We start from the raw sequence: 14,212 nt of genomic DNA on the forward strand, positions 1-14,212 counted from the left end.
CTGCGAGGCACGCCCGGAACCGGGCTGCCTCCTCGCAACAAGAACCCCCGGATGGCTGCCCACCCGGGGGTTCTCGCGTTTCGGGTCTGATTCTTGAACTCTATTTTGGAATGAGATCGTTATGGACGCTGCCACATCAGAACTGAAACCGGCCCCATCGACACCGGAGACATCTCCCATCGTCAGCTCGCGAGAGTTGCCGACGGCCGCCGAGCTACGCCGACGCCTACCGCTGAGTGCGGCGCTGGAAGCGCGGATCGGTGCGCAGCGTCGCGCCATACAGGCGATTCTGGACGGCGAGGACGATCGCCTGCTGGTGGTGACCGGGCCCTGCTCGGTGCATGATCCCGTCGCGGCGCTCGAGTATGCCGAACGGCTGGCGGCGCTCAATGCGGTAGTCGGGGACCGGCTGTTGCTGGTGATGCGAGTCTACGTCGAGAAGCCACGCACGACCGTGGGTTGGAAGGGCATGGCCTACGACCCCCACCTCGACGGCAGTGATGACATGGCCGCGGGGCTGGCTATGGCACGACACCTGATGCGCGACATCGCCGAGCTGGGTCTGCCGGTGGCCACCGAGCTACTGCAGCCGATGGCCGGCGCCTATTTCGAGGATCTGCTGAGCTGGGTGGCGATCGGCGCGCGTACCACGGAATCGCAGATTCATCGCGAGCTGGCCAGCGGGCTGGCAGCGGCGGTCGGCTTCAAGAACGGGACCCAGGGCAATGTCGATGTCGCCATTGCCGCGATGCAGTCTGCCGCGCACCCGCATCGCCATTTCGGTGTCACCACGGCCGGCAGTCCGGCGATGATCGAGACATCGGGCAACCCCGCCACCCACCTGGTGCTGCGCGGCGGCCACGACGGCCCCAATCACGATGCCGCCAGCGTGGCTGCCAGCCGTCGCGCCATGGAGCAGGCCGGGCTCAAAGCCAATGTGATGGTGGATTGCAGCCACGCCAACTCGCGCAAGGATCATCGACGGCAGACGGAAGTGCTGTTCGATGTGCTGGAACAGCGGCTGGCGGGGGATCGGAGCCTGATCGGCGTGATGCTCGAAAGCCACCTGTTCGAAGGTAAGCAGGCGCTCAATCCATCGACGCTACGCTACGGCGTCTCGATCACCGATGCCTGCCTGGGCTGGGAAGCGACCGACAATCTGCTGACACGAGTGGCGGAGCGACTTCGCCAGGCCTGATCCGGTGGCTCTTGCAGCGTTACGTCATCGACATCATCCCGTCATATCTTCGGCTTAGCCTCGTCACGACGATCCATCCGTGATGAGTCAGGGGATATGACATGAGTCGGGAAGTCGAAGATCATCGCATTCACAATGAAAGTCATAACACGCCATTCGCAGACATTGTCGAGCGCCACCTTTCGCGCCGTCAGATCCTGCAGGGTGGCCTGGGAGTGGCAGCCGTTTCCATGATGGGGGGATTCGGCCTGGGCGGTAGCCTGCGTGCCTGGGCTCAGGACAAGTCGCCGTTGGCACTAGGATTCGAGTCCGTCCGCGGTTCCCGTACCGATGCCATCGTGGTCCCCGCCGGCTATCGCGCCCAGGTGCTGATTCCATGGGGAACGCCGCTCAATGGCAATGCGACCGAGTGGCAAAAGAGTCTCGCCATGACGCCGCAGCAGCAGGCGAACAGCGTGGGTATGCACCACGATGGCATGCACGCTTTTCCGCTGGATTCGAAGACCGGCTCGCGCCGCTTCCTGCTCGCGCTCAATAACGAATACATCGATCAGGATGCGCTATGGGCACCGCAAGGTGGCCCGACCCGGCCTGACGGCGTTCGACCGGCCGATGAAGTGCGCACCGAGATCAACGCCCACGGCGTCACCATCGTCGAGATCCAGCGCCAGGACGACGGTGGCTGGGCGCACGTGGTCGATTCCCCCTACAACCGCCGAATCACCACCGCCACGCCGATACATCTGTCCGGACCGGTGGCGGGCAGCGACTATGTCAGGACGCGCTACTCCGCCGACGGGACTCGAACGCGCGGCACCAACAACAACTGCGCCAATGGCTATACCCCCTGGGGCACCTATCTGACCTGCGAGGAGAACTGGCCGGAAGTGTTCGTCAACACCGGCGAGCGTTTCAGCGACGACGCCCGGCTGGGGCTGCCGACCGACCGCGGCCGCTATGGCTGGGAGACGGCGGCCGGCGACGGCGAGCAGGACGACGAATTTGCGCGATTCGACATCACGCCCGGCTCGGGAGAGGCGACCGAAGACTACCGTAACGAGGCTCGGACCTTCGGCTACGTGGTCGAGATCGATCCCTATACCCAGGCCACGGCGATGAAACGCACGGCGTTGGGGCGTTTTCGCCACGAGGGCTGCTGGCCGGGGCCGGTGCGCGCCGGAGAGCCGCTGACGTTCTACACCGGTCATGACTCGCGCAACGAGTACATCTACAAGTTCGTCAGCGCCGCCAAGTGGGACCCCGCCGATGAGCCCGAGCCGGGCAGCGAGACGGATCGTCTGACGATCGGCAGCAAGTACCTCGACGAGGGCACGCTCTATGCGGCGCGCTTCGACGAGGATGGGCGGGGCGAGTGGCTGGCGCTGACGCCGGAGGCCCTGACACCTTCAGGGCGCACACTGGCCGCCGCATTGGGGCTGGAGGCGGACGACGCTGCCGGGATCATCATTCATACTTGCGACGCCGCCGACCTGATGGGGGCGACACCGATGGATCGTCCGGAGTGGTCGAGCGTCGATCCCGTGTCCGGCGAGGTCTATTTCACGCTGACCAACAACTCGAAACGCACCGCGGACGGCACCGAGCCCACTTTCACCAACGACGGCGAGGCGCTCGAGGCCTCAGGCGTGGGCTATGCGACGGCGCCGACCAACGCTGCCAACCCGCGAGCCAGCAACGAGAGCGGCCATATCATTCGCTGGCGCGAGCAGCCGGACAACCGCTTTGCCTGGGAGATATTCCTGTTCGGCAGCGATGCTGACGCCCAGACGAATCGGTCCGGCCTGACACAAAGCAATCAGTTCGCGAGCCCCGATGGCCTATGGTACGACGAGCGTGGCGATGGCCAGGGCATTCTGTGGTTCCAGACCGACAACAGCGATAACGCGGTCGCCGAATACACCAACGATCAGCTGCTGGCGGTAGTGCCAGGAGCACTGGCTATCGGTGATGGATCGGGCTCGGTCCTCGATGCGCGCAACCAGAACCAGCTCAAGCGTTTTGCCGTGGGTCCGAATGGCTGCGAGGTGACCGGCATCTTCGCCACGCCGGACCGCACCGCGTTGTTCATCAACATCCAGCATCCCGGCAACTGGCCGGCAGATGGCGATGCGCTGAGTCAGGATGCGACGAAGATTGCCGACGGCAAGGTGCGCCCGCGCGCGGCGACGGTGGCGATCTGGAAAGAGGATGGCGGCCAGGTCGGAGTCTGAGTCGGGCTGGCCCGCAAGCGACAGCCACGAGAAGGCCGGAGGCGCTAGCCTCCGGCCTTCTCGTATCGGTTGAACACTACCCGCCAACCACCACTACCGGTCGATGACCGGGGATGCGCTCAGGTCTGGCTGGCGTAGGCGTAAAGCAGCGTCTCCTGCGCGCTGATCGGTTCGGCCTCGCCCGGATCGCGGAGATGGTACTGCCCCTCGGTGTCGAGCTCCCAGCTCTGGCAGTTGTCGAGCAGATAGGTGTCGAGATCCTTGCGTACCTGCTGCGCGAGCTTCTTGTCCAGCAGCGGGAAGCAGGTCTCCACGCGATGGAACATGTTGCGTTCCATGGCGTCAGCACTGGAGCACCACACTTCGTGCTTGCCGTCATTATTGAAATAGTAGACGCGGGTATGCTCGAGGAAGCGACCGATGATCGAACGCACCCGGATATTGTCGGAAATACCCGGTATGCCGGGGCGCAGGCAGCACATCCCGCGAATGATCAGATCGCAGGTCACGCCTGCCTGCGAAGCGCGATAGAGCGCACGAATCAGCTTGGGCTCGGTGATCGCGTTGCACTTGATGACGAGTCTGGCCTTCTTGCCGCTCTGGGCCAGCTTGGCCTCACGATCGATCATCTCGACCAACGTCTTGTGCAGCGTGAAGGGGGCGTGCAGCAGCGTATGTATCTTGCGTGGTTTGCCCATGCCAGAGAGCTGCTGGAACACCTTGTGGACGTCGTCGCATATCTCGTCGTTGGCAGTCATCAGGCTGTAGTCGGTATACAGCTTGGCGGTCTTGGCGTGGTAGTTGCCGGTGCCGAGATGGACGTAATGGCTGAGCGCGCCTTTCTCGCGGCGCACAATATGCATCATCTTGGCATGGGTCTTGTAGGCCATCACTCCGTAGATGACGATGGCGCCCGCTTCCTGCAGGCGGGAGGCCAGCGCCAGGTTGTCGGCCTCGTCGAAGCGCGCCCGCAGCTCGATGACCACGGTCACTTCCTTGCCGCCACGTGCGGCTTCCACCAGGGCGCCCACGATCGAGGAATCGGCACCGGTGCGATAGAGCGTCTGCTTGATCGCCATCACGTCAGGGTCGCGTGCGGCCTGGCGCAGCAGATCCTCTACCGGGCTGAATGACTGAAACGGGTGATGCAGCAGGATATCGCCCTGGCGAATGGCGGTGAACAGATTGACCTCGCCGCGCACCGGCCTGGGCAGGCCAGCCGTGAACGGCCGGTAGCGCAGATCGGGGCGCTGGACATCTCCCAGCACCGCCATCATCCGGGTCAAGTTGACCGGACCATTGACCCGATAGAGATCGTCTTCGCCCAGTTCGAACTGCTTGAGCAAAAAATCGATCAGGCTGTCGGGGCAGTTGTCGGCGACTTCGAGCCGAACCCCGCTACCGTAGCGCCTCGCCAGTAGTTCGCCGCGCAGCGCCGAGGCCAGATCGGAGACCTCCTCGGGATCGACCGACAGATCGGCATTGCGGGTCAGCCGGAACTGATAGCAGCCCTCCACCTCCATGCCGGGAAAGACCTCGTGAGCATGGGCGTGGATCATCGATGACAGGAATACGTAATCGGTGAAGCCATCTTCACATAGCGCCTCCGGCAGGCGGATCAGCCGGGGCAATGAACGCGGTGCCGGCAGGATCGCCATGCCGCCCTCGCGACCGAAGGCATCGGTGCCATCGAGCTCGACGATGAAGTTGAGGCTCTTGTTGACCAGTCGCGGAAACGGATGCGAGGGGTCGAGCCCGATCGGACTGATGACCGGCGCGATCTCCTCCTCGAAATAGTCGGCCACCCACGAGGCCTGCTCGGGAGTCCATTGAGCACGCCGGCGAAACCGGATCTTCTGCTCTTCCAGCGCGGGCACCAGCACATCGTTGAGGATCCGATACTGACGCTCGACCTGTTCGTGACCGATGCGCGAGACCTCCGCCAGCACCCGTGCGGGCGTCATGCCGTCGGCGCCGGTTTCGTCATGGAACGATGCCAGCTGATGTTTGAGCCCGGCAACCCGGATCTCGAAGAACTCATCGAGATTGGAAGAGACGATCAGCAGGAACATCAACCTGTCGAGCAGCGGATGCGACGGATCCAGGGACTGTTCGAGCACGCGAATGTTGAACTGCAGATGCGACAGTTCGCGGTTGAAGTAGAGCGTAGGGTCGTCGAGATCCGCCTGAGAGGAGGGCGTCGCCTTGGCATGAATGCCCTTGCGCGTACGATTGACGCGCAACGGCGCGGCGTTGATCTCTTCACCGCTGACCGACAGCAGCGTGTCGGCAGAAGCGTTGGGCGTGTCTGGCGTGCCTGAGTCTGTCATCACGAATCTCCGGTACCGGGGCAGACACGCCCGGCACCTCAGGTTTTGAGCAATTGCGCGGCGCGTTTGGCGAAATAGGTCAGGATGCCGTCGGCGCCGGCGCGTTTGAAGCAGGTCAGCGATTCCAGAATCACGCTGTCCGCATCCAGCCAGCCTTTCTCGAAGGCGGCCATGTGCATGGCGTACTCACCGCTGACCTGATAGGCGAAGGTGGGCACCCCGAACGACTCCTTCACCCGCTGGATCACGTCCAGATATGGCATGCCCGGCTTGACCATCACCATGTCGGCGCCTTCCTGAATGTCCAGGGCGGTTTCGTGCAGCGCCTCGTCGGTGTTGGCCGGATCCATCTGGTAGCTGAACTTGTCGGCCTTGCCCAGATTGCCACTGGAACCGATGGCATCGCGAAACGGGCCGTAATATTTCGAGGCGTACTTGGCCGAATAGGCCATGATCTGCGTCTCGTGCAGCCCCTCGCGCTCGAAGGTGTCGCGAATCAGACCGATCCGGCCATCCATCATGTCGGAAGGTGAGATCACGTCCGCGCCGGCCTCGGCGTGGGAGAGTGCCTGCTTGATCAGCGCCTCAATGGTGCGGTCGTTGATCAGGTAGCCGTTCTCGTCGGGTACCCCGTCCTGGCCGTGGGTGGTGTAGGGGTCGAGTGCCACGTCGGTGATGATGCCGAGATCCGGGAAGCGCTCGCGCAGCGCCCGAATCGCACGCTGAATCACGCCATCCGGATTCCAGGCTTCGGCGCCATCGACGGTCTTCTTTTCCGGCGGGATGAACGGGAACAGGTCGATCGCCGGGATGCCGAGCGCGACCAGCTCTTCGGTCTCGCGCAGCAGTTCGTCGATGGACAGGCGTTCGACGCCGGGCATGGAAGCGACCGGCTCGCGCCGGTTCTCCCCCTCGAGCACGAATACGGGAAGAATCAGATCGTCCGTCGTCAGTGCCGTTTCTCGGGCCAGACGGCGGGAAAAGTCGTTCTTGCGCAGGCGCCTCAGGCGGGTGGCCGGGTACTGACGTGACAGGGAATAACGCATGAATCTCTCCACAAAAGCGGCGAACGCGCCTTTCGACACGCTCGCGGCGCCGACAGCTACGCTATCAGCGACGAATGACAAGACGATGACAGTGGGTTTGAAGCCCCAGTATAGCAACCGCCATGGCGGGTCGTGTGGGGGCGATTGTCGCAGCGGCTGGCATGGAAATGCCGCGCAGAGGCGTCAATCCGCGGGATCGGGCTCGTCGTGCCGGCGGCGCTGGACGATGCGCCCGAAGATGATCCCGACTTCGAACAGCAGCCACATGGGCACGGCCAGCAAGCTCTGCGAAATGATGTCCGGCGGGGTGAGCAGCATGCCGATGATGAAGCAGATCAGGATCACGTAGGGCCGTTTCTTGCTCAGGCTCGCGACATCGGTGATCCCGGTCCAGATGACCAGGAAAGTGGCGATGGGAATTTCGAACGCCACGCCGAAGGCGAAGAACATCTTCAACACGAAATTGAGATAGGCGTTGATATCGGTCATCACCGTGACGTCCTGCGGCCCGGTATGCACGAAGAAGCTGAACAGCAGCGGGAACACCACGTAGTAGGCGAATGCCGCTCCGCCGTAGAACAGCAGGATACTCGAGGCGAGTAGCGGAAACGCCAACGCTTTCTCGTGCTTGTAGAGCCCCGGCGCGATGAACGCCCAGGCCTGGTAGAGAATGAACGGAATTGCCGCGAAGACGGCAACCACCATGGTCAACTTGAACGGCGCCAGAAAGGGCGAGGTGACCTCGGTGGCGATCATCTTCGACCCCACCGGCAGCAGAGCCACCAGCGGGTCGGCAACGAAACGGTAGATGTCGTTGGAAAAGGCGTAGAGACCGATGAAGATCACCACGACGATGATCACCGCCTTGAGCAGGCGCGAGCGCAACTCGATCAGATGCTCGATCAAGGGGGCCTGCGACTGCTGTTCTTCTGGCGGTGGTGTGGAGGCGTCGCTCATCGAGAAGCCGAATCCTTGTCCGCGGGAGAAGAGGTGGCGTCGTCGGGCCGGGTTTCCGGCGCCGCTGGGCGATCGTCACGCGAAGACGATGCGGCGGAATCGGGTTCCGTGCCCCGGTCATGACTATCGGGAGTGGCGGACGGCGGCGTCGAAACGGACGGCGGCGTCGAAGCGGGCGGCGGCGTCGAAGTGCGGGAATCACCGGGCTTCACGGTATCTCCAAGGCTCGCTTCGAAGCCGCGGCGTGCCTGATTGACGCCTTCGTCGAGCTTCTTCTGCTGCTCGGCCAGCTTCTGGCGCAGCTCCTCGGCTTCGAGCTGGGAGGTGATTTCCCGCTGCATGGTCGAGACGCTGCGCTTGATGCGGCCGACCCACAGGCCGGCCGTGCGTGCAGCCTTGGGAAGGCGCTCGGGTCCGAGTACCAGCAGGCCGACGATGCCGATCAGTAACAGCTCGAAGAAACCGATATCGAACATAGGGGTTACTGGCGCCCGGCCTTGTCGCTGGACGACGATTTGGTCTCGCCGGGGCGATTATCGAAGTTGACGTCGTGAGTCGTTTTCGAGTTCTCGTCCTCGGCATGGTTGATGCTGTGCTGCGTCGTGCTCTCTTTCTTGTCGTCGTCATCGATGGCTTTCTTGAAGCCTTTGACGGCGCCGCCCAGATCGCTGCCGACGTTGCGCAGTTTCTTGGTACCGAAAATCAGGATGATGATCCCGAGAACGATCAACAACTGCCAGATACTGATCCCACCCAGCATGACTTTCTCCTTACCGGTGCGCCGTGGCGCGATGTTGATTCAGGCATCCTGCCGACGCGAGGCTTTTTCGTCCAGTCCCGAAACATTGAACCGTCGCGCCAGCTCCGCGAGCACCTCGCGATGATCGATGTCGAGATGCGACAGCATGACCAGACTATGAAACCACAGATCGGCGACCTCACCGACCAGATCCTGGCGACTCCGAGCATCATCTACCTCGACATCCTTGGCGGCAAGCAGCGTTTCCGTGGCTTCTTCGCCAATCTTTTCCAGAATCTTGTTGAGGCCACGCTGATGCAGCTGAGCGACGTAGGAGCTGTCCGGGTCCGCGCTGCGACGGGCGTCGAGCACCGCCGCCAGTTGCTCGAGAGTATCACTCATCAGATGACATTCCTGCTTTAGGGCAAGTTCAACCGGGCGTAGGGCGCCCGGTGCTCATTCGGCGCCCCGGTGCTCGACGATTTCGGACATCGGGTCATGATCATACACTCAGCGCCAGGCCAGCAGCACTATCCCCAGGCCGGCCGCGACCAGTACCGGCCACGGCTGCTGTTCCGCCCACGTCAGCATCGGCTGCCACGCCAGCGCCACGGCCAGCAGAACGGCGCCGAGGCGCAGGCGTCTGGCACGAGGCGCGGCTCGCTGGAAGCGGGCTTCGAGGCCCGTCAGCGCCTCGGTCTGCTGGCGGTTGAGCCGACGCTGCTGTTCGCGATCGGAGAGCGCCTGATAAGCGAGCACCGGCAGCTCCGGAATCTGGTGAGCCAGCTCGGGGGCGTGTTTCTGCAGGGCTTTCCAGAATCCCTTGGGTCCGGCGCGCTCGCGCATCCAGCGTTCGAGATAGGGTCTGGCGGTGCTCCACAGATCCAGGTCCGGGTAGAGCTGACGACCCAGGCCCTCGATATTGAGCAGCGTCTTCTGCAGCAGGACCAACTGCGGCTGGACCTCCATGTTGAAGCGTCGCGCGGTCTGGAACAGGCCCAGCAGCACCTGGCCGAAAGAGATGTCCTTGAGCGGCTTCTCCAGAATCGGCTCGCAGACGGCACGAATCGCCGAGGCGAACTCGTTGGCGCGGGTGCCTTCGCCGACCCAGCCAGATTCGATGTGCAGCACCGCGACCTCGTAATAGTCCTGACGGAAGAAGGCCAGCAGGTTCCGCGCCAGATAGTCCTGATCCTCGCGGGTCAGGCTGCCGACGATGCCGCAGTCGATGGCGATATAGCGGGGCTCGGTGGGGTTTTCCCGCGAGACGAAGATATTGCCGGGGTGCATGTCGGCATGGAAGAAGTTGTCGCGGAAGACCTGGGTAAAGAAGATCTCCACGCCGCGCTCGGCCAGCTTCTTGAGATCGGTACCCTGGGCGCGCAGGGCGTCGATATCGGCCACGGGAATGCCGTTGATGCGCTCCTGGACCATCACCTGACGATGGGTCAGCGACCAGTGAATGGCCGGCACGTAGAGCAGCGGCGAACTCAGGAAGTTGCGCTTGAGCTGGGAGGTGTTGGCGGCTTCCTTGTTGAGATCGAGCTCGTCGAACAGGGTTGCCTCGTAGTCCTTGATCACCTCGACCGGACGTAGGCGGCGCGCCTCGGGGATTCTGCGCATCAGACGCGCGAAGGTGTACAGCAGCCCGATATCTTCGCGCATGATGCGGTCGATGCCGGGGCGGATGATCTTGACCACCACCTGCTCGCCGCTATGCAGCTCGGCGGCGTGGACCTGGGCGATCGATGCCGAAGCCATGGGCTCGGTCTCGAACGCGGCGAAGGCCTCTTCGACGGTCTTGCCGAGCTCGACCTCGACCATGGCGCGGGCGGTCTCGCCGGGGAAAGGCGGCACCTGATCCTGAAGCCGCTTAAGTTCGTCGGCGATATCCGGTGGCAGCAGATCGCGGCGGGTCGACAGCATCTGGCCGAACTTGACGAAGATAGGCCCGAGTGACTCCAGCGCCAGGCGCAATCGCTTGCCACGGGAGTGGTCGCCGATCGGAATCAGACGGACGGGCGCGAAGCGCCATAGCCAGCGGATGACAGGCGGAAGCTTCTCCTGGGGAACCAGACTGTCGAGACGGTAGCGCGAGATGGTCCAGGCAATGCGAAATAGCCGCAGGCTCATGAACGAGACTCCTGGCGGCGTTGCAATCGAGCGATTCGGGCGCCGAGGCGATCGACGTTCTGCTGGAGCTCGGTCAAGTGGTCGCGGGCAACGGCGAGCTGGTCGCGCCCGGTCAGCCAGCGCCGCTCCTCGAACAGATAGTCGCGCATGTCCTGGTGCCACTCGCTGGCCATGAAGCGGGTCTGCCGATCCAGATGATGAATGCCCGCGGCGACACCGTGGGCGGTATGGCTACCCAGCCCCTTGGCCAGCGCGCCTTCCCAGTCGAGATCGAGATCCATGAACAGGGCCTGGATGGTCGGGAGGAGCGCTGTCTGGCCGGTGACCGGCAGCTGCCCGCTGAACAGCAGGCGCTCGAGCGAGTCGCCCGCCATCAGGCGCGTCATGGCGTGTCGGTTCAGGGTAATCTCGAGATCGTCCGTGTCCTGCCACTGCTGTGCCCGACTCAAGGTGAGGCCGTCGGCGTGGAATCCTACCCGCAACCCGAGGCGAGCGTCGGCAAGATTCAGCCGCAGGGTCTTACCGGACAGCGCCGCCAGTCGTGCGGGTGCCGCCGGGTCGCGGCGCAGCAACGTCGTCAGCGAACGCTCGAGGGCGACCAGGGCAAAGGTATCCAACATATGACGCCAGCCCTCAGAGCTTGATGCCGCGATGCAGCGCGACGATGCCGCCGGTCATGTTGGTATATTCGACACGTTCCAGCCCGGCCGCCTGCATCATGCCTTTCAGGGTTTCCTGATCGGGATGCATGCGGATCGATTCGGCCAGATAGCGGTAGCTGTCGGCGTCGTTGGCCACCAGCCGACCCATCTGCGGCAGCAGTCGGAACGAATACTGATCGTAGGCTTTCGACAGCAGGCCGTTGACCGGCTTGGAGAATTCCAGCACCAGCAGGCGACCGCCTGGCTTGAGGACGCGAGTCATCGAGCGCAGCGCAGCGTCCTTGTCGGTGACATTGCGCAGACCGAAGGCGATAGTGATGCAGTGGAAGCTGTTATCGGGGAACGGCAGGCTTTCCGCATTGGCCTGCACGTATTTGACGTTGTCACCGACGCCGTGGTCGATCAGCTTGTCGCGGCCCACACGCAGCATCGACTCATTGATATCTGCCAGGACGACACGGCCCTTTGGTCCGACACGCTTGGCGAACTGACGCGTCAGGTCGCCGGTGCCGCCGGCGATATCGAGCACGCTGTGGCCGGGACGGATACCGCTGCGCTCCAGCGCGAGCTGTTTCCAGAAGCGATGGATGCCGAACGACATCAGGTCGTTCATGACGTCGTAGCGCGCGGCCACCGAATGAAAGACGTCGGCCACGCGGGCGGCCTTCTCGTCGACCGCGACCTTCTCATAGCCAAAGTCGGTCGTGCGCTTGTCCATGTGCTTTTCTCCGAGATGACGCGAGCGGCGATCGTGGCGCTTTATAAGCGATCGCTACGCTGTCGAGAGGATGTGCCGAGCGGTTCGAGTCGAGACCACTGTCGTCGATACCACTGCCGAACGGTTCGAGCCAGTGCCTAGCGATTCAAACCAGTGCCGCGCTCGAGACCGAAAAAACGATATGAGTCGACCGAGCCGAGCATCGTGGCGTCTGGCATTGTAGCGTCTGGTCGCAAACTTGTCTTTGCACATCACTGCCGGTCGTCACGGAGAGCCAGCCGAGGCTCGACGATCCTCGAGCTCGCTTCAGACCTGATGAATCTGGATCACGCTGGCATCGCGCGAGGCGCCGGCGCGCTCCAGTCGGGCGAGATAATCGTCCCACCAGGCCTGGCGGTGAATTGCCATGTCGTAGAGGTATTCCCAGGTGTAGAGCCCGGTATCGTGACCGTCGTCGAAGTGCAGCTTTAGCGCATAACGGCCGGTCTGAGAGATGTCGAGCAGCCCCACATGGCGCTTGCCGGTTTGCAGCACGGCTTCGCTGGGATGATGGCCCTGGACTTCCGCCGACGGCGAGTAGACGCGCAGCAGCTCGATCGGCAGACGATAGGTCTGGCCTTCGGGATAGCCCAGTTCGAGCTCGCGCTCGCCCTTGTGATAGTGGACTCGGTTGGGAGTCGGCGCGGGCATGGAGAATTCTCCTGGATTCGACCGCGCCGGAGTCGGCGCGCGATAGAGAGCGGCTTCGAGCGCCACTTGCACTAGCAGCAAGTGGCGATCATCGTTGGCTCGCGGCTTAAAGAATATACCGCGACAGATCTTCGTCCACGGCCAGCTCGCCCAGTTTGTCGTTGACGTAGTCCGCATCGACGACCAGCGGGCTCTCGAAATCGCCACCCTGGAAGGAGGCTTCCTCGAGCAGGCGCTCCATCACCGTATGCAGACGGCGGGCGCCGATGTTCTCGGTGCCATCGTTGACCTGCCAGGCGATCTCGGCGATCCGCGAGATACCGTCTTCAGTGAACTGCACCTCCAGCCCTTCGGTGCCGAGCAGCGCCTGATACTGCTTGGTCAGCGCCGCCGACGGTTCGGTCAGGATACGCTTGAAATCGTCCGGGCTTAGTGCGGTCAGCTCGACCCGGATCGGCAGGCGACCCTGCAGTTCCGGAATCAGATCCGACGGCTTGGCGAGGTGGAAGGCGCCGGAGGCGATGAACAGGATGTGGTCGGTACGGACCATACCGTGCTTGGTGGAAACGGTGGAGCCCTCGATCAGCGGCAGCAGGTCACGCTGCACGCCTTCGCGGGAGACGTCGCCGCCGCTGCCGGACTCACCGCGCTTGGCGACCTTGTCGATCTCGTCGAGGAACACGATACCGTTCTGCTCGACCGCTTCCAGCGCGCGCTGCTTGATCTCTTCCTCGTTGACCAGCTTGGCGGCTTCCTCGTCCTGCAAGAGCTTCCAGGCATCCTTGACCGTCACGCGGCGGTTTTCGGACTTCTGCTTGCCCATGTTGGCGAACAGGCTCTGGAGCTGGTTGGTCATCTCCTCCATGCCCGGCGGGGTCATGATGTCGACGCCCTGGCTGGCCGGCGTCACCTCGATGTCGATCTCCTTGTCATCGAGCTGGCCTTCGCGCAGCTTCTTGCGAAACACCTGACGCGCCGATGAATCATCGCGGCCGGCGTCATATTCGCTGCCTCGAGGACGCGGCAGCAGCGCATCGAGGATTCGATCCTCGGCGGCGTCCTCGGCCTTGTGACGAACTTCGACCTTGGCCTGCTCGCGGACCATCTTGATCGCCATTTCCATCAGATCGCGAATGATCGATTCGACGTCGCGGCCGACGTAGCCCACCTCGGTGAACTTGGTCGCCTCGACCTTGAGGAACGGCGCGCCGGCGAGCTTGGCCAGACGCCGCGCGATCTCAGTCTTGCCGACGCCGGTCGGGCCGATCATCAGGATGTTCTTGGGCACGATCTCGCCGCGCATGTCCTCGTCGAGGCGCATCCGGCGCCAGCGGTTGCGCAGCGCGACGGCCACGGCACGCTTGGCATCGTGCTGGCCGATGATGTACTGGTCGAGCGAATGCACGATCTCGCGCGGGGTCATCGAAGACTGGGTCAGTGCCGGTACGGCGCCGGCGCTTTCCTGACCGGCACCGTTCTGAGAAGGACTCTGGGACGGGGTGTTCGCA

13 protein-coding genes are annotated in these 14,212 nt (G+C 63.2%); 2 read left to right on the top strand and 11 right to left on the bottom strand.

Annotation, left to right across the window (positions count from 1 at the left end):
- Positions 1-121 precede the first annotated feature (121 nt).
- Both BTW08_RS03360 and BTW08_RS03365 read left to right on the top strand, forming a co-directional pair.
- Complete coding sequence (locus BTW08_RS03360) at positions 122-1,198, top strand: 3-deoxy-7-phosphoheptulonate synthase (RefSeq protein ID WP_075561102.1); 1,077 nt, start codon at positions 122-124, stop codon at positions 1,196-1,198.
- 101 nt (positions 1,199-1,299) lie between these two features.
- Positions 1,300-3,429: a PhoX family phosphatase gene (locus BTW08_RS03365; RefSeq protein WP_075561103.1), complete on the top strand. Its 2,130-nt coding sequence runs from the start codon at positions 1,300-1,302 to the stop codon at positions 3,427-3,429.
- A gap of 119 nt (positions 3,430-3,548) precedes the next feature.
- On the opposite strand, the gene ppk1 is transcribed toward BTW08_RS03365, so the two are convergent.
- The 11 genes from ppk1 to hslU form a co-directional block, all read right to left on the bottom strand.
- Entirely contained in the window at positions 3,549-5,759 is a 2,211-nt protein-coding gene (gene ppk1, locus BTW08_RS03370) for a polyphosphate kinase 1 (protein WP_075561104.1), read from the bottom strand.
- Between the two features lie 38 nt (positions 5,760-5,797).
- Entirely contained in the window at positions 5,798-6,805 is a 1,008-nt protein-coding gene (hemB, locus tag BTW08_RS03375; protein WP_075561105.1) for a porphobilinogen synthase, read from the bottom strand.
- A gap of 183 nt (positions 6,806-6,988) precedes the next feature.
- Entirely contained in the window at positions 6,989-7,762 is a 774-nt protein-coding gene (tatC, locus tag BTW08_RS03380) for a twin-arginine translocase subunit TatC (protein WP_075561106.1), read from the bottom strand.
- Positions 7,759-8,238 (bottom strand): Sec-independent protein translocase protein TatB, encoded by a 480-nt coding sequence (gene tatB, locus BTW08_RS03385; RefSeq protein ID WP_075561107.1) that lies wholly within the window; start codon positions 8,236-8,238, stop codon positions 7,759-7,761. Before tatB ends, tatC begins: the two co-directional genes overlap by 4 nt.
- A 5-nt stretch (positions 8,239-8,243) precedes the next feature.
- Positions 8,244-8,522: a Sec-independent protein translocase subunit TatA gene (tatA, locus tag BTW08_RS03390; protein ID WP_075561108.1), complete on the bottom strand. Its 279-nt coding sequence runs from the start codon at positions 8,520-8,522 to the stop codon at positions 8,244-8,246.
- A 39-nt stretch (positions 8,523-8,561) separates the two neighbouring features.
- Positions 8,562-8,903 carry a phosphoribosyl-ATP diphosphatase gene (locus BTW08_RS03395; protein WP_075561109.1) on the bottom strand — a complete coding sequence of 114 codons (342 nt, stop codon included), beginning with the start codon at positions 8,901-8,903 and terminating at the stop codon, positions 8,562-8,564.
- Positions 8,904-9,011: 108 nt separating this feature from the next.
- On the bottom strand, positions 9,012-10,634 hold the full coding sequence (gene ubiB, locus BTW08_RS03400; RefSeq protein ID WP_075561110.1) for a ubiquinone biosynthesis regulatory protein kinase UbiB: 1,623 nt from the start codon (positions 10,632-10,634) through the stop codon (positions 9,012-9,014).
- Positions 10,631-11,254 (bottom strand): SCP2 sterol-binding domain-containing protein, encoded by a 624-nt coding sequence (locus BTW08_RS03405; RefSeq protein ID WP_075561111.1) that lies wholly within the window; start codon positions 11,252-11,254, stop codon positions 10,631-10,633. The genes ubiB and BTW08_RS03405 overlap by 4 nt, the downstream gene beginning before the upstream one ends.
- A 13-nt stretch (positions 11,255-11,267) precedes the next feature.
- Positions 11,268-12,014, bottom strand: a complete 747-nt coding sequence (gene ubiE / locus BTW08_RS03410) for a bifunctional demethylmenaquinone methyltransferase/2-methoxy-6-polyprenyl-1,4-benzoquinol methylase UbiE (RefSeq protein ID WP_075561112.1) — start codon at positions 12,012-12,014, stop codon at positions 11,268-11,270.
- A gap of 306 nt (positions 12,015-12,320) precedes the next feature.
- Positions 12,321-12,704, bottom strand: coding sequence for a DUF971 domain-containing protein (locus BTW08_RS03415; RefSeq protein ID WP_075561113.1), 384 nt, complete (start codon positions 12,702-12,704; stop codon positions 12,321-12,323).
- A 106-nt stretch (positions 12,705-12,810) separates the two neighbouring features.
- Complete coding sequence (gene hslU / locus BTW08_RS03420) at positions 12,811-14,127, bottom strand: ATP-dependent protease ATPase subunit HslU (protein WP_075561160.1); 1,317 nt, start codon at positions 14,125-14,127, stop codon at positions 12,811-12,813.
- Positions 14,128-14,212 lie beyond the last annotated feature (85 nt).

Origin of the sequence: Salinicola sp. MH3R3-1 (genome assembly GCF_001937155.1) — a bacterium.
GTDB classification, from domain to species: Bacteria; Pseudomonadota; Gammaproteobacteria; order Pseudomonadales; family Halomonadaceae; genus Salinicola; species Salinicola halophyticus.